This window comes from Kitasatospora sp. NPDC051984 (assembly GCF_044593455.1).
In the GTDB taxonomy this organism is placed as follows: domain Bacteria; phylum Actinomycetota; class Actinomycetes; order Streptomycetales; family Streptomycetaceae; genus Kitasatospora.
The window spans coordinates 13,653-33,225 of record NZ_JBIUCB010000015.1 but is presented as its reverse complement, the minus strand read 5'-3'; the positions used below and the strand labels follow the sequence as shown (position 1 = coordinate 33,225).

Annotated in this window: 19 protein-coding genes; 8 read left to right on the top strand and 11 right to left on the bottom strand. The window is 70.7% G+C overall.

The window, feature by feature from the left end:
* Positions 1-44: 44 nt before the first annotated feature.
* The 3 genes from ACIHEI_RS25960 to ACIHEI_RS25950 all read right to left on the bottom strand — a co-directional run bounded on the left by ACIHEI_RS25960 (position 45) and on the right by ACIHEI_RS25950 (position 1,831).
* A complete protein-coding gene (locus tag ACIHEI_RS25960; RefSeq protein WP_387647800.1) occupies positions 45-203 on the bottom strand; it encodes a hypothetical protein in 159 nt (52 codons plus the stop codon).
* A 125-nt stretch (positions 204-328) separates the two neighbouring features.
* Positions 329-1,561 (bottom strand): cytochrome P450, encoded by a 1,233-nt coding sequence (locus ACIHEI_RS25955; protein WP_396608262.1) that lies wholly within the window; start codon positions 1,559-1,561, stop codon positions 329-331.
* Positions 1,562-1,690: 129 nt separating this feature from the next.
* On the bottom strand, positions 1,691-1,831 hold the full coding sequence (locus ACIHEI_RS25950) for a sigma factor (RefSeq protein ID WP_396608261.1): 141 nt from the start codon (positions 1,829-1,831) through the stop codon (positions 1,691-1,693).
* Between the two features lie 70 nt (positions 1,832-1,901).
* Here ACIHEI_RS25950 and ACIHEI_RS25945 point away from each other — a divergent pair, with 70 nt between their 5' ends.
* Positions 1,902-2,882 carry a sigma-70 family RNA polymerase sigma factor gene (locus tag ACIHEI_RS25945; RefSeq protein ID WP_396608353.1) on the top strand — a complete coding sequence of 327 codons (981 nt, stop codon included), beginning with the start codon at positions 1,902-1,904 and terminating at the stop codon, positions 2,880-2,882.
* Positions 2,883-2,889: 7 nt separating this feature from the next.
* Here the strand turns inward: ACIHEI_RS25945 and ACIHEI_RS25940 are convergent, their stop codons facing one another.
* Positions 2,890-3,177, bottom strand: coding sequence for a hypothetical protein (locus ACIHEI_RS25940; protein WP_396608260.1), 288 nt, complete (start codon positions 3,175-3,177; stop codon positions 2,890-2,892).
* Between the two features lie 169 nt (positions 3,178-3,346).
* Here ACIHEI_RS25940 and ACIHEI_RS25935 point away from each other — a divergent pair, with 169 nt between their 5' ends.
* The 3 genes from ACIHEI_RS25935 (at position 3,347) to ACIHEI_RS25925 (ending at position 5,250) form a co-directional block, all read left to right on the top strand.
* Positions 3,347-3,916, top strand: coding sequence for a dihydrofolate reductase family protein (locus ACIHEI_RS25935; RefSeq protein WP_396608259.1), 570 nt, complete (start codon positions 3,347-3,349; stop codon positions 3,914-3,916).
* A gap of 34 nt (positions 3,917-3,950) precedes the next feature.
* The gene (locus ACIHEI_RS25930) at positions 3,951-4,505 is read left to right on the top strand and encodes a dihydrofolate reductase family protein (protein WP_396608258.1); all 555 of its coding nucleotides are present in this window, start codon (positions 3,951-3,953) and stop codon (positions 4,503-4,505) included.
* Positions 4,506-4,788: 283 nt separating this feature from the next.
* Positions 4,789-5,250: a hypothetical protein gene (locus tag ACIHEI_RS25925; protein WP_396608257.1), complete on the top strand. Its 462-nt coding sequence runs from the start codon at positions 4,789-4,791 to the stop codon at positions 5,248-5,250.
* Positions 5,251-5,319: 69 nt separating this feature from the next.
* On the opposite strand, the gene ACIHEI_RS25920 is transcribed toward ACIHEI_RS25925, so the two are convergent.
* Complete coding sequence (locus ACIHEI_RS25920) at positions 5,320-7,497, bottom strand: MMPL family transporter (RefSeq protein WP_396608256.1); 2,178 nt, start codon at positions 7,495-7,497, stop codon at positions 5,320-5,322.
* A gap of 106 nt (positions 7,498-7,603) precedes the next feature.
* On the opposite strand from ACIHEI_RS25920, the gene ACIHEI_RS25915 reads away from it, so the two are divergent.
* Positions 7,604-8,188, top strand: a complete 585-nt coding sequence (locus ACIHEI_RS25915) for a TetR/AcrR family transcriptional regulator (protein ID WP_396608255.1) — start codon at positions 7,604-7,606, stop codon at positions 8,186-8,188.
* A 627-nt stretch (positions 8,189-8,815) separates the two neighbouring features.
* Here the strand turns inward: ACIHEI_RS25915 and ACIHEI_RS25910 are convergent.
* Entirely contained in the window at positions 8,816-9,586 is a 771-nt protein-coding gene (locus tag ACIHEI_RS25910; protein ID WP_396608254.1) for an SDR family NAD(P)-dependent oxidoreductase, read from the bottom strand.
* Positions 9,587-9,690: 104 nt separating this feature from the next.
* On the opposite strand from ACIHEI_RS25910, the gene ACIHEI_RS25905 reads away from it, so the two are divergent.
* Both ACIHEI_RS25905 and ACIHEI_RS25900 read left to right on the top strand, forming a co-directional pair.
* Positions 9,691-10,275: a TetR/AcrR family transcriptional regulator gene (locus ACIHEI_RS25905; RefSeq protein ID WP_396608253.1), complete on the top strand. Its 585-nt coding sequence runs from the start codon at positions 9,691-9,693 to the stop codon at positions 10,273-10,275.
* 250 nt (positions 10,276-10,525) lie between these two features.
* The gene (locus tag ACIHEI_RS25900; protein WP_396608252.1) at positions 10,526-12,085 is read left to right on the top strand and encodes an RICIN domain-containing protein; all 1,560 of its coding nucleotides are present in this window, start codon (positions 10,526-10,528) and stop codon (positions 12,083-12,085) included.
* 76 nt (positions 12,086-12,161) lie between these two features.
* On the opposite strand, the gene efeU is transcribed toward ACIHEI_RS25900, so the two are convergent.
* From efeU to ACIHEI_RS25880, 4 genes are all read right to left on the bottom strand, one after another.
* A complete protein-coding gene (gene efeU / locus ACIHEI_RS25895) occupies positions 12,162-13,010 on the bottom strand; it encodes an iron uptake transporter permease EfeU (RefSeq protein ID WP_396608251.1) in 849 nt (282 codons plus the stop codon).
* A gap of 44 nt (positions 13,011-13,054) precedes the next feature.
* On the bottom strand, positions 13,055-14,347 hold the full coding sequence (efeB, locus tag ACIHEI_RS25890; protein WP_392946188.1) for an iron uptake transporter deferrochelatase/peroxidase subunit: 1,293 nt from the start codon (positions 14,345-14,347) through the stop codon (positions 13,055-13,057).
* Between the two features lie 130 nt (positions 14,348-14,477).
* A complete protein-coding gene (gene efeO, locus ACIHEI_RS25885) occupies positions 14,478-15,629 on the bottom strand; it encodes an iron uptake system protein EfeO (protein ID WP_396608352.1) in 1,152 nt (383 codons plus the stop codon).
* Between the two features lie 268 nt (positions 15,630-15,897).
* Positions 15,898-16,221: an ArsR/SmtB family transcription factor gene (locus ACIHEI_RS25880; protein WP_396608250.1), complete on the bottom strand. Its 324-nt coding sequence runs from the start codon at positions 16,219-16,221 to the stop codon at positions 15,898-15,900.
* 189 nt (positions 16,222-16,410) lie between these two features.
* Between ACIHEI_RS25880 and ACIHEI_RS25875 the strand changes: the two genes are divergently transcribed.
* The gene (locus tag ACIHEI_RS25875; RefSeq protein ID WP_396608249.1) at positions 16,411-17,592 is read left to right on the top strand and encodes an MFS transporter; all 1,182 of its coding nucleotides are present in this window, start codon (positions 16,411-16,413) and stop codon (positions 17,590-17,592) included.
* A gap of 286 nt (positions 17,593-17,878) precedes the next feature.
* Here the strand turns inward: ACIHEI_RS25875 and ACIHEI_RS25870 are convergent.
* A partial coding sequence (locus ACIHEI_RS25870) for an LPXTG cell wall anchor domain-containing protein (RefSeq protein ID WP_396608248.1) occupies positions 17,879-19,573 on the bottom strand: 1,695 nt, incomplete at its 5' end.

Sequence of the window (19,573 nt, the reverse complement as noted above, 5' to 3'; positions counted from 1 at the left end):
AACTCCCGGCACGGAAGCCGCGCCGGGAGTTGATGCACGAGCCGTCACTGCTGCTGGTCGTCCTGCCGGTCGTCCATGTTCTGCTGGTCCTGCGGCTGGTCGGCGGCCTTCTGCTGGTCGTCGCCCTGCTGGGGCTTCTGACTCATCCGCTGCTTGGCCTGCTCCGCAGCCTGCTGGGCCTTGTCCTTGAACTTGTCGCTCATACCCATGGTTACTCCCTGCGATCAGTAGGGGATTCGGGCAGTTGCCAGGCTGCCACGGACTCCCCACCCCCGCAGTTCGGCAGACCCCTCACCCCCGCAGGTCGACAGGACGGGGGTCAGCGGGGTCAGCCGTGCAGCCGGACCGGCAGCTCGCGCGGCCCGTCGGAGATGAACGACTCCAGCGGCTTGACCTCCGCCGTGGCGAGAGCCAACTGCGGGAACCGGTCGAAGAGCGCGGCGAGCGCGATCCGGGCCTCCAGGCGGGCGAGTTCGGCGCCGAGGCAGTAGTGGGTGCCGTGTCCGAAGGAGAGGTGTTCGCGGCGCGATTCCCGGGTGTGGTCGAAACCGTCGGCGTCAGAGCCGTGCAGAGCAGCGTCGCGGCCGCCGGCGGTGAAGTTGATGACCAGCATGTCGCCGCGCGCGAAGGTGATGCCCGTCACCTCGTCGTGCAGTTCCTCGACGGCGAACCGCGGCAGGATGCTGGAGACCGGCGGCCGCAGGCGCAGCGTCTCCTCCACCACGTCGGCCCAGCGGGCCGGGTCCTTTCGGACGGCGTCGAGCTGTTCGGCATCAGCGGCGAGCGCGATGATCGCGCTGCCGAGCAGGTTGACGGTGGTCTCGTGGCCTGCGCCGATCAACAGCAGCAGGCTGTCGAGGAGTTCGCGTTCGGTGAGGCCGGTGCCGGTCTCCTCGTCGTGGGCCTGGATGAGCGCGCTGGTGACGTCCTCGCCGGGGGTGCGTCGCTTGGCCTCGACCAGGTTGGCGAGTTGGAGGTAGACGGCCTCGCCGTTGCGGACGGCTTCCTCGGGGATGGCGTCGGTGTCGAAGATGCGGCCGATGCAGGCGCGGAAGGCATCGTGCAGGTCTTCGGGGACGCCGAGCAGGGTGTTGACCACCATCAACGGCAGCACCCAGGTGAATTCGCCCCGCAGGTCGACGATCTGGTCCTGCGGCCGGTCGGCGAGGCGGTCGAGGAGTTCGGCGGTGATGCGTTCGATCTCGGGGGTGAGGACGCGGATCCGCCGCGCGGTGAACGCGGGGCTGATCAGGCGGCGCAGCCGGCCGTGTTCGGGTCCGTAGGCGGTGAGCGCGTTGCGGACGTCGATCCACATCCGCAGCGGCCAGTCCTCGGCTATCTCGCCGTCGATGTAGGCGGGCCAGTGCTGTTGGGCGTCCTTGGAGACCCGCGGGTCGGTGAGCAGGCGCTTGATCAGGGCGGGGTCGGTGACGGACCAGGCGGGGATGCCGCCGGGGAGTTCGACGGGGGTGGCGGGCCCGAGGGCGCGCAGGGCGACGGCTTCGGCGGGCAGGTCGGTTCCGACGGTGTCGAGACGGTACGGGCAGCGCTGAGTGTCCATCAGGATCGGCCTCCGGCAGGTCAGTTGTACTGAGTTTGATCAAACGCGTGAGCGCCTCGGACTGTACCTGCCGTCCCGCCGGGCCGGGTGCGGTTTCGCACCACACCCGGCCCATTCCCCCATCGCTCGTCAGCCGCGCCGGTAGCGGGCGTGGAGCATCGACCCGACCTGCTCGAGGGTGTCCTGGACGAGGTCCTCGGCGTCCTGGAAGGAGCCGGTCATCCGGCAGCAACAGGCCGTCAGTTCGCCTCTGTGCGCCTCGAGTTCCACCCTGGGCATGGTCCATGGTCCCGCAGCGGCTCGATTGTCGGAGCCTCGTACTAGGGTGTCCGGCGTGTCAATGATCACGGATCGTGATGGGGTTGCGGAGCAGCTGGAGCCGTTCCGCCGCGAGTTGACGGCGTACTGCTACCGCATGCTGGGATCGGCCTTCGAGGCCGAGGACGCGGTGCAGGAGACGATGGTCCGCGCCTGGTCGAAGTTCGCCGGGTTCGAGGGCCGGGCGGCGCTGCGGACGTGGCTGTACCGGATCGCCACCAATGTGTGCCTGGACATGGGTCCGGCGGCGCAGCGGCGGGCGCGTCCGATGGATCTGACGTCGCCGTGTTCGGCGGGGGCGCCGGATCTGACGCAGTTGGAGGAGAACATCTGGGTGGGTCCGGTGCCGGACGGCCGGGTGCTGGCGGGTGATCCGGCGGAGGTGGCGCTGGGCCGGGAGTCGATCCGGTTGGCGTTCGTCTCGGCCTTGCAGAAGCTGCCGGCCCGCCAGCGGGCGGTGCTGATCCTGCGCGAGGTGCTGGCCTGGTCGGCGGCGGAGACGGCGGAGTTGCTGGAGACGTCGGTGGCGTCGGTGAACAGCGCGCTGCAGCGGGCCCGGGCGACGCTGGCGGACGGCGCGGGGTCGGCGGGTGACACGTTCAAGCCGCTGGACGAGGCGCAGCGTGCGCTGCTGGCCCGCTATGTGCAGGCGTTCGAGTCCTTCGACATCGAGGGGTTGAAGCGGCTGCTGCACGAGGACGCGGTGCTGAACATGCCGCCGTTCCGGATGTGGCTGCAGGGCCTCGCGGAGCTCGAGGTGTGGTGGCAGGGCCCGGGCCGCGGTTGCGTGAACTCGCGGATGCTGCCGGTGGAGGCGAACGGTTCGCCGGCCTTCGCGCAGTACCGGGTGGCGGAGGACGGCAACGGCTGGACGCCGTGGGGCATCATGGTGTTGGAGATCGTGGACGGCCGGATCGCCATGATGACCAACTACATGGATGTGGATCGGCTGTTCCCGTTGTGGGGTCTGCCGATGCGGTTGACGGAGGATCCGCGCGGCTGACATCCCGTCAGCCCTCGTGGAGGGTGTCGGCCAGCCCGGTGAGGTCGAGCACGATTCTCAACCGGGGGCCGACCCCGCGCAGTACCACCTGGTGGCCCGCCCGCCGTGCGAGTACTCCGAGCCTGCAGAGGCGTTGGAGGTCGCCGGGGACGGGCCGCAGTACGTTTCCGACCAACAGGGCGACCAGTACGGGCGATTGGTGGGCGTCCAGCAGCGCGGTGTACTGCTCCTCCAGTGCGGGGCGGGCGGCGTGGTGGGGTGGCACGTCGAACTCGACGGTGTCATCAAGGCTCATGCCGGTGCTGACCGGTCGGCGGCCGCGGACTCATCGGTGGGGCGAGCCCTCGGATCAAAAAAAGTTCTTCAGATTTTCTCGCCGGGACCGATGAGTCCGGTGCGCGGGCTCCGTCTGACCGGTTGTAAGCGAGCAACGCACACCGGGAACGAGCAAGGAGCACCACCCCATGAGGAAGATCACCGCCGGTCTGTTCATCTCCGCCGACGGCGTCGTGGAGAGCCCCGAGCAGTGGCACTTCAAGTACTTCGACGCCGAGTTGGGCGCGGCGGTCGGCGCGCTGCTGGGCGCGTCGGACACCGTGCTGATGGGCCGCACCACCTACGACGTGTTCGCGGGCACGTGGCCGGCCGTCGAGGAGGCGGGCGGCGACGAGGCCGAGATGGCGAAGGCGATCGGCGACACCCGCAAGATCGTGGTCTCGCACCAGGACCTCTCCTTCACCTGGCGCAACTCCGAGCAGCTGAAGGGCGAACTGATCGAGGGCGTCCGGGCGCTGAAGCAGGAGGAGGGCGGGCCGATCGGCATGTCCGGCTCGGTCTCCGTGGTCCGCCGGCTGCTGGCGGCCGGCCTGCTGGACGAACTCCACCTGTTCATCCACCCGGTGGCCCGCGGCACCGGCATGCGTCTGTTCGACGAAAGCGCCGACCCGATCGAGCTGAAGCTGCTCTCCAGCACGGCGTTCGCCGGCGGCACCATGCACGTCGTGTACGGCCCGGCGTCCGCCGCCGCCGAATGACCCACCCTCCCTACCGAGCAAGGAGCACCGAACCATGAGGAAGATCACCGCAGGCCTGTTCATCTCCGCCGACGGCGTGGTGGGCAGCCCGGAGCAGTGGCACCTGCCGTACTTCGACGACGAGGTGGGCGCGGCGGTCGGCGCACAGGTCGGGGTGTCCGAGACCCTGCTGCTGGGCCGCACCACCTACGACATCTTCGCGGGCGCCTGGCCGGAGCGGGAGGCGGCGGGCGGTGAGGACGCGGGCTTCGCGAAGTCGCTGGGCGACATGCGCAAGGTCGTGGTCTCGCACCAGGACCTCGACCTCACCTGGCGCAACTCCGAGGTCCTGAAGGGCGACCTGGTGGAGGGCGTCCGCGCGCTGAAGCGGGAGGAGGGCGGGACGATCGGCGTGTCCGGCTCGGTCTCCGTGGTCCGCCGGCTGCTGGCGGCCGGCCTGATCGACGAACTGCACCTGTTCATCCACCCGGTGGCCCGCGGCAACGGCATGCGCCTGTTCGACGGGATCGCCGAGCCGATCGAGCTGAAGCTGCTCTCCAGCACGGCGTTCGCCCGCGGCACCGTGCACGTCGTGTACGGCCCGGCGTAGCGGAGAGCGGCCGGCTCCGCCACTCCCCCCGGGAACCTTGTCCGAACGGTCGGCAAGGTTCCCGGGAGGAAGCTGCACCAAGACTTCACCAATCGTCGGCAATCACCATGCAATCTAGCCATCCATGGTCATTTTCCGGCCGAGCACCTCATTTCCTCCCCAAAAGGCTCGTCGGGCATTCGAACCTGTGGCAACTTAAGTCCTGCGCCTGTGACATTTCACATGTGACAGGTCATTAACACGTGCCCCCAGCTGGGCACCACCACATGGAGGAGAACTCGCGATGAACCGACCTTCGATGAAGGGGCTGACCCTGCTCGCCGCAGGCGTGGCCACCGCCGGCGCCCTGATGACCGCTCCCGCCCAGGCCGCCACCACCGCCGTGACCACGACCACGGAGACCTGCAGCCCGTGGTCGCTCCAGTCCGGGCTGATGACCCAGGTCTGCGCCGCGATCACCGGTAGCAGCGTCCAGTTCCTCGGCCGTGTCGCCCTGGCCGGCCCGCCCACCCCCGACTTCCCGCCGCAGCCCCAGACGCTCTCCACCACGCTCTCCGGCCAGGTCGTCGGCGGCGCCTCGCTCGGCTCCATCGCGCAGAACGTGAACTTCCTCGCGAGCACGGTCACCGTCAACGGCCCGACCGCCACCGTCGCGTGCGGTTCCACCGTCAGCGGCACCTTCGGCGTCAGCAAGTTCGGCTGGGGCCCGTCCCCGGTCACCGTCAACGCCGTGGTCCCCTGCTGACCCCGAGCAGCCATGAACCGGGCCCGGGAGTCGCGAGCAACTCCCGGGCCCGGCCCGCGTTCTGTCCCGTCAGACCCGCTCGGCGACGCGCTCCGACCGCTCCGGGGCGGCAGGCAGGCTCGCCCCCTCCAGGTCCACGTCCGGGGTGATCCGGTCGAGCCAGCGCGGCAACTGCCAGGCTCGACGGCCGAGCAGGGCCATCACGGCGGGCACCAGGGTCATCCGGACCACGAACGCGTCGATGAACACACCGACGGCGAGCGCGAATCCGATCGACTTGATGATCGGGTCGTGGTTGAACACGAACCCGCCGAACACCGCGACCATGATCAGCGCGGCGGCGGTGACCACCCGCCCGCTGCTGGCGACGCCCTGCGTGACGGCCCCGGCGGCGTCGCCGGTGTGCTGGTGGTGCTCGCGCATCCGGCTGACCAGGAACACCTCGTAGTCCATCGCGAGCCCGAACAGCACGCCGATCAGCAGCACCGGCAGGAAGCTCGTGACGGGCGCGGCGGACGGGATGTCGAGCAGGCCGTTCAGGTGGCCGTCCTGGAACACCCACACGGTGATGCCGAGCGCGGCGCCCACCGACAGCAGGAACCCGAGCACCGCCTTGAGCGGCACCAGCACCGAGCGGAACGCGACGGTCAGCAGAGCCAGCGCGAGGATCACGATCAGGCCGACGAACAGCGGCAGCGCGTCGGCGAGTTTGCCGGACACGTCGATCGCGGCGGCGGTCGCGCCGGCGATGTACAGCGTGCCGCCGGTCGCGGTGACCTCGGCCTTGTGGGCGCGCAGCCGGTCCACCAGGTCGCTGGTGGCCTGGTCGTCCGGCCCGGTGCGGGGGACGACGGGCACGGCGACGGTGCTGCCGTCCGCGCTCGTCACGGGCATGCCGACGGCGGCGACGCCCGGGTCCGCGGAGAGCGTGGCGTGCAGCTCGCCGAGCGCGGCTTCGCGGCGCTCGGCGGGGATGCCGGTGGCGTCGACCACGGCGGCCAGGGTGGCGTTGAAGCCGGGGCCGAAGCCCTCGCTGAGCAGGTCGTAGCTCTTGTGCTGGGTGCTGGCGGCGGGCTGCGAGGCGTTGCCGGGCAGGCCGAGCCGCAGGTCGCGGGCGGGCAGCGCGAGGGCGAGCAGCCCGACCACGCCGGCCAGCAGCACCAGCAGCGGCTTGCGGGTGACGATGCGCGCCCACGCCGCCGACCAAGTGCCTCCCTGCGGAGCGGCCTTCACCTTCCCCCGGGGCCGCAGACGCTCGCCGAGCAGGCCGAGCAGCGCGGGCACCAGGGTGACGGCGACCAGCACGGCGAGCAGCACGGTCGCGGCGGCGGCCAGGCCCATCACGGTCAGGAACGGGATGCCGGTGACGGCGAGCGCGGCCAGCGCGATGATCACGGTGGCGCCGGCGAACACCACGGCGCTGCCGGCGGTGGCGGTGGCGCGGGCCGCCGACTCCTCGATCTCGCTGTCGGGATCGGCGAGTTGCTCGCGGTGCCGGGCGATGATGAACAGCGCGTAGTCGATGCCGACGGCGAGGCCGATCATCAGCGCGAGCACCGTCGCGGTGTTGGTCATCTCGACCACGTTGGCCAGGATTTGAGCCCCCAACACACCGATACCGACGCCGACCAGGGCTGTCAGCAGCGGGAGTCCGGCGGCGACCAGCGAACCGAGCGCGACGGCGAGCACCACGAACGCGACCAGCACGCCGATCGCCTCGGCCGGGCCGCCGACCTCGATGTCCGGCGCCATCACGGTGCCGCCGAACTCGGCCTGGAGCCCGGCCTCGCGCAGCGGCACGGCGACGTCGTTCAGCGCGTCCTTGGCACTCTGCGGAACGCTGCTCGCGGACTGCGCGAACTGCACGTCGGCGAACGCGATCCGCAGGTCCGGCGAGACGGTGCGGCTCTCGAACGGGTCGGCGACGTGCACCACGCCGGGTATCCCGGCCGCCCGGTGCAGACCCTCCTGAAGTGCGGCCCTGGCTGCGGGCGTGTCCAGGCTCTGCCCGGCGGGCGCGGCGACGACCAGGCGGGCGGTGCCGCCGGCGGACTCCGGCAGTTGACGTTCCAGCAGGTCCTGGGCCTGCTGGGACTCGATGCCGGGGACGGTGAACTCGTTGCTGACGGGCCCGGCGAAGGTGGTGCCGAGGGCGCCGATGGTCGCGAGCAGCAGCAGCCACAGGCCGATCACCCGGCCTCGGCGGCGTACCGCCCATCGTCCCCAGGTGTACAGGACCGACGCCATCGCGCCCCCTCGTGCTCAGAACCAGTGGATTTTTGCACCCTAAGGTAACTTTGCATCCGACTGCAAAATTACCGCCACTGGTAAAGACTGGGCTAGCATGGCCCGCATGACCGAGGGTGCGAGGGAACGCGGCAAGGCCCGCCGCCGGGAGGCGATCCTGCGAGCGGCCTACCAACTGTTCGCGGAACGCGGCTTCGAGGCGACCACCATCGCCGACATCGCCGACCGGGCCGAGGTGTCCGCACGGACCGTCACCCTCTACTTCCCGACCAAGCTCGACCTGGCGACCTCCCACATCGCCGAGTTCACCGACCGCCTCAGCCACACCCTCAACCACCGCGAACCCGGCACCACCACGCTGGAAGCACTCGAGCACTGGCTGCGCACCGACCTCGCCGAGAACCCCGCCGACAGCGAACTCGACGCACTCTGGGAAGCGATGCTCGACCGCAACCCCCAACTGCGCGCCGTCGCCAACAGCCGCCTGACCGAGGCCATCCAGGAGGGCGCCCGGATCTTCGCCGCCGAACGCGGCGACGCCCCCGACGACTTCGCCCCCCGCATGGTCGCCGCCACCGCCGCCGCCGTCGTCTGCGAGCTCTACCTCCGCCCCACCGAGGCCCACCTCGACGCCGCCATGTCCTTCCTGACCGCCGGCATCAACACCCTCCCCCCGGGCCAACTCCCCTGAAGCTCCACCCTCGTTGACGCCAACGGCGGAACGCCCCGGGCCCTCTTCCCGCGCCACCCCGGAATCCACCCGATGCCCGCCGCCGGGAAAACCCCTCCCAACTACCCTCGCCCCGAGCCCACTTGACCCCGAAAGCGGAACGACCCGAGAGCCCACCCCCGCCCCGCCCCACCCGGGAACCGCCGACCGCCCCCGCCAGGGAAGCCCCATCCCCCGCCCGCCCAACCACCCTCGCCCCGAGCCCACTTGACGCCAAAGGCGGAACGACGCGAGGGCCCACTCCCGCCCCGCCCCGCCCGCCCGGGGACCGCCGACCGCCCCCGCCGGGGAAGCCCCCTCCCCCGCCCGGCCAACCACTGTCGCACCGAGCCCACTTGACCCCGAAAGCGGAACGACCCGAGAGCCCACCCCCGCCCCGCCCCACCCGGGAACCGCCGACCGCCCCCGCCGGGGAAACCCCTCCCCCGCCCGCCCAACCACCCTCGCACCGAACCCACTTGACGCCGAAGGCGGAACGCCCCGAGGCCGCCCGAAATCCGCCCGCTCCCCGCCGGGATGCCCCTCGGGCCGGGACGATCCGGCGCACTCGCCCTCCCCTCTCCCTCCGCGGGCCGTCAACTCCCCACGTCAGGCGAAGAATCCGCCGTCCACCGCCAGCACGCTGCCGGTGATGAACGCGGCGGCCGGGGTGGCCAGGAAGACCACGGTGGCCGCGAGCTCCTCGGGCCGGCCGTAGCGGCCGAGCACGTTCAGCGCGCGCTGGGCGTCGGCGCTCGGGCCGTCCGCCGGGTTCATCTCGGTGTTCACGGAGCCGGACTGCACCACGTTGACGGTGATCCCGCGCGGGGCCAGCTCCAGCGCCGCGGCCCGGTTGTACGCGGTGACGGCGGCCTTGCCGGCCGCGTAGTCGGCGATGCCGGGCCGGGTCGGGCGGATCGCCAGGTAGGAGCCGATGGTGATGATCCGTCCGCCCTCGCCCAGCACCGGCGCGGCGGCCCGGATCGCGGCCGCGACCCCGCCCACGTTGATCGCGTACTGCCGGGCCAGCGCCTCCTCGTCGACCGGCTCGTCGACCCGGCCGGTGGCGATCACGCCCGCGTTGTTGACCAGGATGTCCAGCCGCCCGAAGTCCGCCGCGACGGCGCCGACCAGCTCGGCGACCTGCGCCGGATCTGCCTGGTCGGCCTTGTACGCGGCGGCCCGCCGCCCGAGCGCCTCGATCTCCCGGACCACGGCCTCCGCGCGTGGCGCCGAACCGCTGTGGCTGATCGCCACGTCCGCCCCGGCGGCGGCCAGCGCCAGCGCGGTGGCGGCGCCGATGCCGCGCGAGCCGCCGGTGACCAGCGCGGTGCGGCCGGACAGCACGTCGGGCGCGAAGGTGGCAGTGGTGAGCGTCATGGTGGATTCCCCTCCGATAATCCGTACCGTTCGGTACAGATCCAGGACGCTACCATATCGATCGGTACAGAACTCGGACCGAACTCCACGAAAGGCAGGCCGACATGACGGGCCGTCCGCGCACCTTCGACATCGAGGACCGGCTGGAGCGCGCCATGCGGGTGTTCTGGCGGCACGGCTACGAAGGCACCGCGCTGTCCGACCTGACGGCCGCCATGGGCATCAACCGCCCGAGCCTGTACGCCGCGTACGGCAACAAGGAGGCGCTGTTCCGCCAGTGCCTCGACCACTACCACCGCGGCCCGGCCCGGCACGTACGCGAGGCCCTCGACGAGCCCACCGGCCGGGCCGTCGCCGAGCACCTGCTGCGCGGCACCGTCGCGGTGGTGACTCGCGAGGAGGGCCCGGGCTGCCTGCTGGTGCACGGCGCACTGGCCACCGGCGAGGGCTCCGCCGCCGTCCGCGCCGACACCATCGCCCGCCGCGCGGGGGCGCGCGCCGCGCTCTACGCGCGCCTCGAACTCGCCGCCGAGGCCGGCGAGTTCGCACCCGGAACCGATCCGGCCGTGCTCGCCGACTACCTGACCACCCTCACCCACGGCCTCGCGGTCCGCGCCGCCGATGGCACCCCGGCCGAACAGCTGGACCGCATCGTCGACTTCGCGCTGAGCACCTGGCCCGCTGCCTGACGGCGCGTCAACCCAAACAGGGGGCGCATGCGATAACCACACTGCGCCCGGCGCACGCATCAGGTAAACAAACGGAATATATGATTCCGCGCGCCCCTGGTGCTCAGCGTGTCACGGACACGACGATGGCTCACGGCCTGCTGACGCCTCGTCACGCTACGAGACGTCCCTCGCCGGGCCGGGTTCTCCCCCGGCCCCGCTGCACCCGGACCGCCCTCCCGCGCTCCGGGCATCGTCTGGAAGGACGTCCATGTCTCAGCGCACCACCACCGCGCTCCGTCTCCTGGTGCCGGCCCTGCTCGCGGCGGGCGGCATCGTCCCGCTCACCGCGACCGCCGCCTCCGCCGCGTCCCCGATCTGCATGAGCGGCAACCTCCAGTACGACTACCAGTCCGCCGAGGCGGGCACCTCCAAGCCGACCCTGACCAAGGCCGCCCGCAACGCCTCCGTCGAGCTGTGGGGCCGGGAGAAGTCGACCGACACCGACCACAAGCTGAACACCGACACCCAGCTGACCGGTGCCGCCGACGGCTCGTTCAACCTCTGCTACACCCCGGTCACCACGACCTCGATGGACCACCTGTACGTGCACTTCGCCACCCAGAACAACCACGTGTGGCGGACCGCCGACAACAGCGGCACTGTCTACACCTTCAACACCCCGACCCAGTCGAACATATCGACCAGCGTCGCCCTCGGCACCATCAAGCCGACCACCTCGGCCCGCGCCTGGCACGCCTTCGACACCGTCAACCTGCTCTGGTCGCGCCGGGCCAACTCCACCACCCCGTGCTGGACCACCGCCGAGTCGAACGCCGCGACCTGCACCATGCTGACGGTCCAGTGGTACGCGGGCTCCACCGACGGCCCGTTGTACGACCTGGCGAACACCGTGCACCTGGCCGACGTCGACGCGGACTCCGAGCACGCCGTGCTGCACGAGTCGGGGCACTTCTTCCAGCACCGCCTGTACAACGGCACGTTCCCGCCCCTCACCAACTGCAACCCGCACTACATCCAGTACACCTCCTCCGCCACCTGCGCCTGGACCGAGGGCTTCGCCGACTCGGTGGCCGCCTACCTGGAGGGCGACCAGCGCTACGTCTGGGGGAACGGCTCCTCCTACCCGCTCACCGCCGCCGCCGGCTGGCAGACCGGCGACCAGGTCCAGGGCAACGTGGACGGCGCGCTGCTCAAACTGTGGAACCAGGTGGACGGCAGCTGGGACCGCACCATCGCCACCCTGGCCTCGCACACGCCGGCCACCTTCGCCGACTGGTTCAAGAACGTCCGCCCGACGGCCACCCCTCCGCTCTCCACCACCGGCTCGGCACTGACCGCGCTGGACGCCAGCGCCATCAACTACGGCCCCACCATCGTCGGTGACAACGGCTACCACCAGCTCACCAACGGCGGCGGCGTCGCCCTCCAGCGCAATGGCACCTGCACCGGCAGCATCCCGTCGGTAGCCGTGTTCGCCGCAGCGGACAACAGCATGGCCTCGCAGCGCTGGAAGTTCGTCTCCAACGGCGACGGCACCGTCCGCATCTACGACAGCTGCCTGATCCCGCTCTACCTGACCGCGCCGACCACCGCCGGCGGCCAGATCTCCCTGACGGCCCTCAACCTCGGTGGCGCCAGCCAGCGCTGGACGGTCACCCAGAACGCCGTCGGCACCTACACCCTGATCAACCCGGCCACCGGCTTCTCCCTGGACGGCAACGCCACCGCCGGCCAGGCGGTCACCGCCAACACCGCCAACGCGAGCTCGACCAGCCAGAACTGGGCGTCGATCTTCTCCATCTACTAACACCCCCTGCAACGCCGAACCGCCCGGCTGCCGCATCAACTGCGGCACCCGGGCGGTTCGTTGCCGAGCTCCTCCGTCAGGCGGTCTTCGCCCCCACCGGCGCGGCGGGCTTCGGCGCGGAAGCGCTCGCCTTCGGCTTGCGGAAGAAGAAGTACAGCGTCGGCACCAGGTACATCAGCCAGATCACGACCTGGATCACCGTCGGGTTCGGCTGGAAGTTGAACACACCCTTCAGCAGGGTGCCGTACCAGCTGTCGGCCGGAATCGTCGAAGAGATGTCGAACGCCAGCTCGTGCAGGCCGGGGATCCAGCCGGCCTCCTGCAGGTCGTGCACGCCGTAGGCGAGGACGCCCGCCGCGACCACGACCAGCATGCCGCCGGTCCAGGTGAAGAACTTCGCCAGGTTGATCTTGAGCGCGCCGCGGTAGAAGAACCAGCCCAGCAAGGCCGAGGTGAGCAGGCCGAGGATCGCGCCGGCCAGCGGGCTCCAGCCGTCGCCGGTGGACTGGACGGCGGTCCAGATGAACAGCGCGGTCTCCAGGCCCTCCCGGCCGACGGCCAGGAAGGAGGTGACGACCAGGGCGACGGTGCCCATCGCGAGCGCGGCGTCCAGCTTGCCGTGCAGCTCGCTCTTCAGGTGCCGGGCGGTGCGCTTCATCCAGAACACCATCCAGGTGACCAGACCGACGGCGAGGATCGACAGGCTGCCGCCGAGCGCCTCCTGCGCCTTGAAGGACAGCCGGTTGGAGCCGAACTGCAGCACCGCACCGAAGGCCATGGACAGCACGACGGCACTGCCGACGCCCATCCAGACCGGGCCGAGCCGGTCCTTGCGGCCGGTCTTGACCAGGTAGGCGATCAGAATGCAGACCACCAGGCTGGCTTCGAGGCCTTCTCGAAGGCCGATCAGGTAGTTGGCGAACACGGCGGTTCTCCTCGTGTGGGGAGTGAGGGTGAGGGGGGCGGGGGTCAGCCGAACAGGGTCTGGCCCCACCACTCGCCGGGCTTGCGGACCCCGGGCGGGCAGGCGAAGTGGGCGGATCCGACGTGCGTGATGTACTCGTTCAGCTTGTCGCTGGCCGCCAGCTTGGTCTGCAGCGGCACGAACGCCTTGCGGGTGTCGCGCTGGTACGCCAGGAAGAACAGGCCGGCGTCGAGGCGGCCGAGACCGTCGGTGCCGTCCGTGAACGAGTAGCCCCGGCGCAGGATCATCAGCCCGTCGTTGCTGTCCGGGTGGGCGAGCCGCACGTGCGAGGTGGCGGGCATCGCGGACAGGTCGGGCGCGTCCCGTTCCTTCTGCTTGCCGTACGGGGCGCCTTCGATCTTGGTGCGGCCGAAGGTGTCCTCCTGGTCCTGCAGCGAGGCGCGGTCCCAGGTCTCGATGGTCATCCGGATCCGCCGGGCCACCAGGTACGAACCGCCGGTCATCCAGTCCTGGCCGTCGCCGGGCGCCACCCACACGTGCTTGGCGAGCGAGTCCGCGTCCGTCCCGGCGACGTTGTGGGTGCCGTCCTTGAAGCCCATCAGGTTGCGCGGGGTCTGGCTGTCGGGCGTGGTCGACGAGGTCTTGCCGAAGCCGAGCTGCGACCACCGGACGTTCACCACGCCCATGCCTATCCGGGCCAGGTTGCGGATCGCGTGCACCGCGACCTGCGGGTCGTCCGCGCACGCCTGGATGCAGATGTCACCGCCGCTGCGGTTCGCCTCCAGCCGGTCGCCCTTGAACTTCGGCAGCTCCACCAGCGCCTCGGGCCGCTTCGCCTTCAGGCCGAACCGGTCCTGGCCGTCCTTCTCGAACAGCGTCGACCCGAAACCGATGGTCAGCGTCAGCCGGGACGCCGGCAGGCCGAGCGCCTCACCGGTGTCGTCCGGCGGCGACTGCGGCACCACGCCGACCGCACCGCCGCCGACCTCGCGGCCACCGGTGATCGAGGCGGCCGCCTTCGTCCACTCCTTGAGCATCTTGACCAGCGCGTCACGGTCCTCGGTGATCACGTCGAACGCGGCGAAGTGCAGCCGGTCCTGCACGGGGGTCGAGATCCCCGACTGGTGCTCGCCCCAGAACGGCACGTCCTGATTCTGCGGCGCGGCGGCCGGGCTGTCGGCACTCCGCGTGGCGGCGGCCACCGTGCCCACCCCCGCCGCGCCGATCGCGACACCCGCACCGGCCCAGCCGATGACGGCCCGTCGGCTGAGCCCGGCACCCTGCTGTGCCCCACCGGCCTCGGCGGGAGCCGCCTGCTGCTCGTTCTCGGCGTCCATCTCTGACGTTCCCTCTCGCACGTGTGACCTGCTCGAAAGCCCTGCCGACCTGCTGGTCCACCGACCGGCCGATCCACTGACAGGAACTTAGCTTACGCTGCCCTTACTTCACCGACGCCGACCGCGTCGGCTACTTGACCACGACGGCCGCGGCCAGCTTCGACAGCGGCTCGCTCAGCGCGTTCACCGCGTCGGTGAAGGTCTTGCGCTCGCCCTCCGTCACCTTGTCGTACGAGGTGTAAGTGCCGTCGGCCTGGCGGTACTTGGCCAGCAGGTCGGCGATCTTCTCGAACTCGGCGTCCAGGGTCTTCGACAGGCTCGGGTCGTTCTCGGCGGCGACCGGCTTCAGCAGCTCGTAGGCCTGGCGGGCGCCCTCGACGTTGGCGACGAAGTCCGACAGGTCGGTGTGGCTGTAGCGCTCCTCCTCGCCGGTGATCTTGTTCTTGGACACCTCGTCCAGCAGCTCCTTGGCTCCGTTCGCCATGCCGGTCGGGGTGATCTCCGCGCCCGGGACGCGCTTCTGCCAGTCCTTCAGGTCGGTGACCAGCTGGGTGGCGAGGGTCTTCTCCTCGTCGCCGATCCTGCCGTCCACCCACAGCGCCTTCTCCAGGCGGTGCCAACCGGTCCACTGCGCGCCGTCCGCCAGCGCGTCCTCCCGGACGTCGGTCTTCGGGTCGATGTCACCGAAGCTCTCCGCCACCGGCTCGGTCCGCTCCCAGCCCACCCGCGACGGCGCGTACAGCGACTTCGCCTTCTCCACATCGCCCGCGGTGATCGCCGCCGCGAACTGCTCCACCACCGGGATGGTCGCGTCCGCCTGCTCCTGCGCGTACTTCCGGTAGTCCGCGACCGCCTGCGTCAGCCGGTCGTCCGTCTTCACCGGAGCCACGCCGGCCGCCGTCACGGTGATCTTCTGCCGGATACCGTCACCGGCCATACCCGGCTTGCACGCCACCTCGTAGGTACCGGCCTTGATCTCGGCGTTGATGTTCACCTTGGTGCCCGGGCCGATGTTCTCCCGCTCGGTGACGATCTTGTCCCCCTCGGCGTACACGTACACCTCGGTGGTCTTGCTCCCCTTGTTCGCCACCGCCAGCTCGACGTGCCCCGCCGGAAACGTCGTCTTCGACAGCTCGCACTTGCTGTCCGTCGCCGTCACCTGCACCGGCCCGCTGCCGTCCGCCGAAACCTTCCCGTCGTCCTTCTTCGAACACCCCACCAACGCGGCACCCGCCACAGCGAGAACGAGGAAAGTCGCGGCAGTCGTACGGCGGGCGGGCATGCTCACTCCAAGGACGAGGGTACGGCGGACTCTGCGGCTCCCGAGGCCTGAACCCCGGCGCCGCTCAGTAAGCTAAGGCATACCTTATGTCGCCCATCACCCGGGGTCGAGATCCCCCTCACCCCACCCCACCCCACCACCCTGCACCTTTCGGCCAACCTCCCCACCCACCAAGCAAGTTCACCCCCAGCAAGCCTGCCCCACCCCCCTCGGATGTGACTGGGGCCACGCTCAGACCCTCCGTCAACTCCGGCAAAACGGACAGACGCTAGGCAGCCGCAGCCGCGAGGAGCGCGTCGAGCAGACCAGGGAAACGGAAGTCGAGGTCGGCGCGGCGCAGGCTGACGAACCGGTTGCGGCCGGCCACCCGGGTGGTGGTGACGCCGGCTTCGCGCAGGACGCGCATGTGATGGGAGACGGTCGACTTGTGCAGGCGCTCCAGGCCGAGACCGCGCGGGTCGCAGGAGTGTTCGGCGCCGTCTGCGTAGCTGAGCAGCAGGGTCATGCGGACGGGGTCGCCGAGGGCGTGCAGCACGGTGACGAGGTCGATGTCGGCGAGGGCGGGCTGGGGAAGCCGCTCGGTGTCGCTCATGGTGGCACGTGCTCCTCGGGGCCGAGGCCGGGGCGGGATCGGGACAGTTTGACAATCATCCACCCATCCCCGAATGTTTGGCGAGCGTCAAACTGTTGCATCCTCATCCAACAGAGCTGCGACAGCCCTGCCGCCCGTACGACGAACCGTTTTACGACGACCGTTTCCTGCGCCCCGGGGGGCTTTCCTGTGCCCATACGTCTGCTCCTGCTCGCCCTCGGCACCTTCGCCGTGGGTACCGACTCGATGGTGGTGGCCGGCATCCTCGGCCCGGTCTCCGCCGACCTGAAGGTCTCGGTGCCGGCCGCCGGCCAACTGGTCACCGTCTTCGCGCTCGGCTACGCGCTGCTGGCCCCGGTGCTGGCCACCCTCACCGCCCGCTGGCCGCGCCGGCGCCTGCTGCTGACTGCGCTCGCGATCTTCAGCGCGGCCAACGCACTCAGCGCGCTCGCACCCACGTACGGGCTGCTGCTGGCCACCCGGGTGCTGGCTGCGGCCGGCGCCGCCCTCTACACGCCGACCGCCAACGCGGTGGCCACCACCCTGGTCGCCCCCGAGCGGCGCGGACGGGCGCTGGCCACCGTGCTCGGCGGAATGACAGTGGCCACCGCGCTGGGCGTGCCGCTCGGCACCTGGGTCGGACGCGCCGACTGGCGGCTGACGATGTGGCTGGTCACCGCCCTGGGCCTGGCCGCGCTCGCGGGCCTGGCCCTCCTGCTGCGCGACCTGCCCTCCCCCCTCGCCGCCCCCACCCTGCGGGCACGCCTCGCGCCGCTGGGCCGACCCCGGGTGCTCGGCGCCGCGGCCACCACGCTGGTGTTCTTCCTCGCCTTCCAGAGCGTCTACATCTACCTCGCCACCGCCGTCTCGGGCGCCACCGGCGGCGACGGCGCCCGGCTGAGCGTGATCCTGCTGACCTGCGGCGTCATGTCGGTGGCCGGCAGCTGGCTGGGCGGCCGCCTGGTGGACCGCATCGGAGTGCGCCGGGTGCTGCTGACCGGCTCGGCGGCAGCGGCGGCAGCGTTCGCGGCGCTCCCGTGGCTGGGGCGCTCGATGCCGGGGGCGCTCGGGTACGCCCTGGTGGTGCCGCTCGCGGGATGGGCGGTCTCGGTGGCTCTGCCGCACCGTCTGGCCTCGATCGACCCGAACAGCGCGCCGCTGCTGATCTCGCTCAACAGCAGCGCCCTGTACCTGGGCACGGCAGCCGGCGGCGTGGCCGGCTCGGCAGCCATCGGCCTGCTGAGCGGACGCTGGTTCCCGCTCGCGGCGGCAGCACTCGCCCTGGTGGCCTGCGCGGTGGCCGCAGCAACCACCCGCGACGAACGGACACCCTGGACCCACGACCGGACGCCGGAGCCCGTCCCCGCCTGAGCGCCCGCACTCCCGGTCCGGCCGACAACTGCCCAGGCCGGGAACCCAGTTGTTCAGCGGGTGCCGGCGGCGAACCGTCCACGACGCGACGCGGGCCGTTCGGCCACTGACCGCCGCAATCCGGTCAACCCTCCGGCGCTCCCGGCCGGTTGGGCCTGAACCCGGCCCCGGAAAGCCACCGCCCCCTTACGGTCCGCCGGTAACAGCAGGGGACCGCCCCCGAAGCCCGAAAGCCCCGGAGGCGGTCCCCTTCACCTTCACCGGACGAGCGGCGAAGGCGCGGGTACTACCCCACGAACCGGTCCGCGTCCGAACGACGACGCGCCCGGTACAGCAGCACACCGCCCAGCGTCAGCAGCCCGCCACCGGCCAGACCCGCAGCCGCGAGACCCGCGGGCGAACCCGTGTCCGGCAGGTGACCCCCGCCACCGGCGTGCGGCGGCTTCGAAGGACCACCCGGACGCGGCACCTTCACACAGCCCTCGCCCTTCTCCTTCTCCGGGCACTCCGACACCGTGACACACAGCGACACCGGCCGGCTCTCCACCAGCTGCCCCTGCGGATCCCGCGCCGAAGCCGTCGCGACGTTCGTGACGTGACCGGCCTTCGCGTCCTCCTCGGTCACCACGTAGGTGCCGCGGCACGTCGTGCTCTGACCCGGCTCCAGCGTGGTCGACTCGCACACCACCGGGGACACCCGGTCGTCGCTGACGGAGACGTCCGTCAGCACCGTCGACCCGGTGTTCGTCACCGTGTACGTGTAGGTGATGGTGTCACCCACCTTCGCGGACCCCGACACGTCGGACTCCTTCACGATCGACAGCGACGACGCACCCGAAACTGTCTCCACCGTCGCCTCACCCGGCGGACTCACCACCGGGTGACCCTCCGGATCCGTACCGCTCGCGGTCGCCGTGTTGGTCACATGTCCCGCCTCGACGTCCTCCTCGGTAATCGTGTACGAGCCATGGCACACCGTGCTCTGACCCGGGTTCAGCGTGGTCGCATCGCAGGTCACCGACGCGACATGGTCGTCCGACAGCGCGACATCATGCACAGCCACGGCACCCGTGTTCGTCACCGTGTACGTGTACTGCACCACGTCGCCGGCACGGAACGGACCAGCACCATCGGCCTTCTTCACGATGGACAACCGGGCCTCGCCCACCACCGGAACATCCACCTCACCCGGCGGAGACTCCACCGAGTCACCACTGGGGTCGATGCCACTCGCATGCGCCACATTCATCACATGACCCGCCGCCGCATCCGCCGCGGTGATCACATACGTGCCGTGGCACAGCGTGCTCGCACCAGGGTTCAACGTCGTCGCGTCACACGCCACCGACGCGACATGGTCGTCCGAGACAGTCACGTTGTGCAGGACGACCGTGCCCGTGTTGGTAACGGTGTAGGTGTAGTGCACCGTGTCACCCACATGGAACGGGCCAGCACTGTCGGACTTCTTCACGAGCGACATCTGTGCCTCGCCCACCACCGTGACCGTAGCCTCCCCGGGCGGGCTCACCACCGGCCGGCCCTCGGGGTCGGTACCGTTCGCGTGAGCCGTGTTGGTCACGTGGCCCGCCGCAGCATCCGCGGCGGTGATCACGTAACTGCCGTGGCACAGCGTGCTCTGACCAGGGTTCAACGTCGTCGCATCACACGTCACCGAGGCGACGTGGTCGTCCGCGACCGTGACATTGTGAACAACCGCCGTACCCGTGTTGGTGACGGTGTAGGTGTAGTGCACCGTGTCACCCACATGGAACGGGCCAGCACTGTCCGCTGTCTTCTCGATCGACAGCACCGCCTCGCCCGCCACCGTCACCGTTGCCTCACCAGGGGGACTCACCACCGGCCGGCCCTCGGGGTCGGTGCCGTTCGCGTGAGCCGTGTTGGTCACGTGGCCCGCCGCAGCATCCGCGGCGGTGATCACGTAACTGCCGTGGCACAGCGTGCTCTGACCAGGGTTCAACGT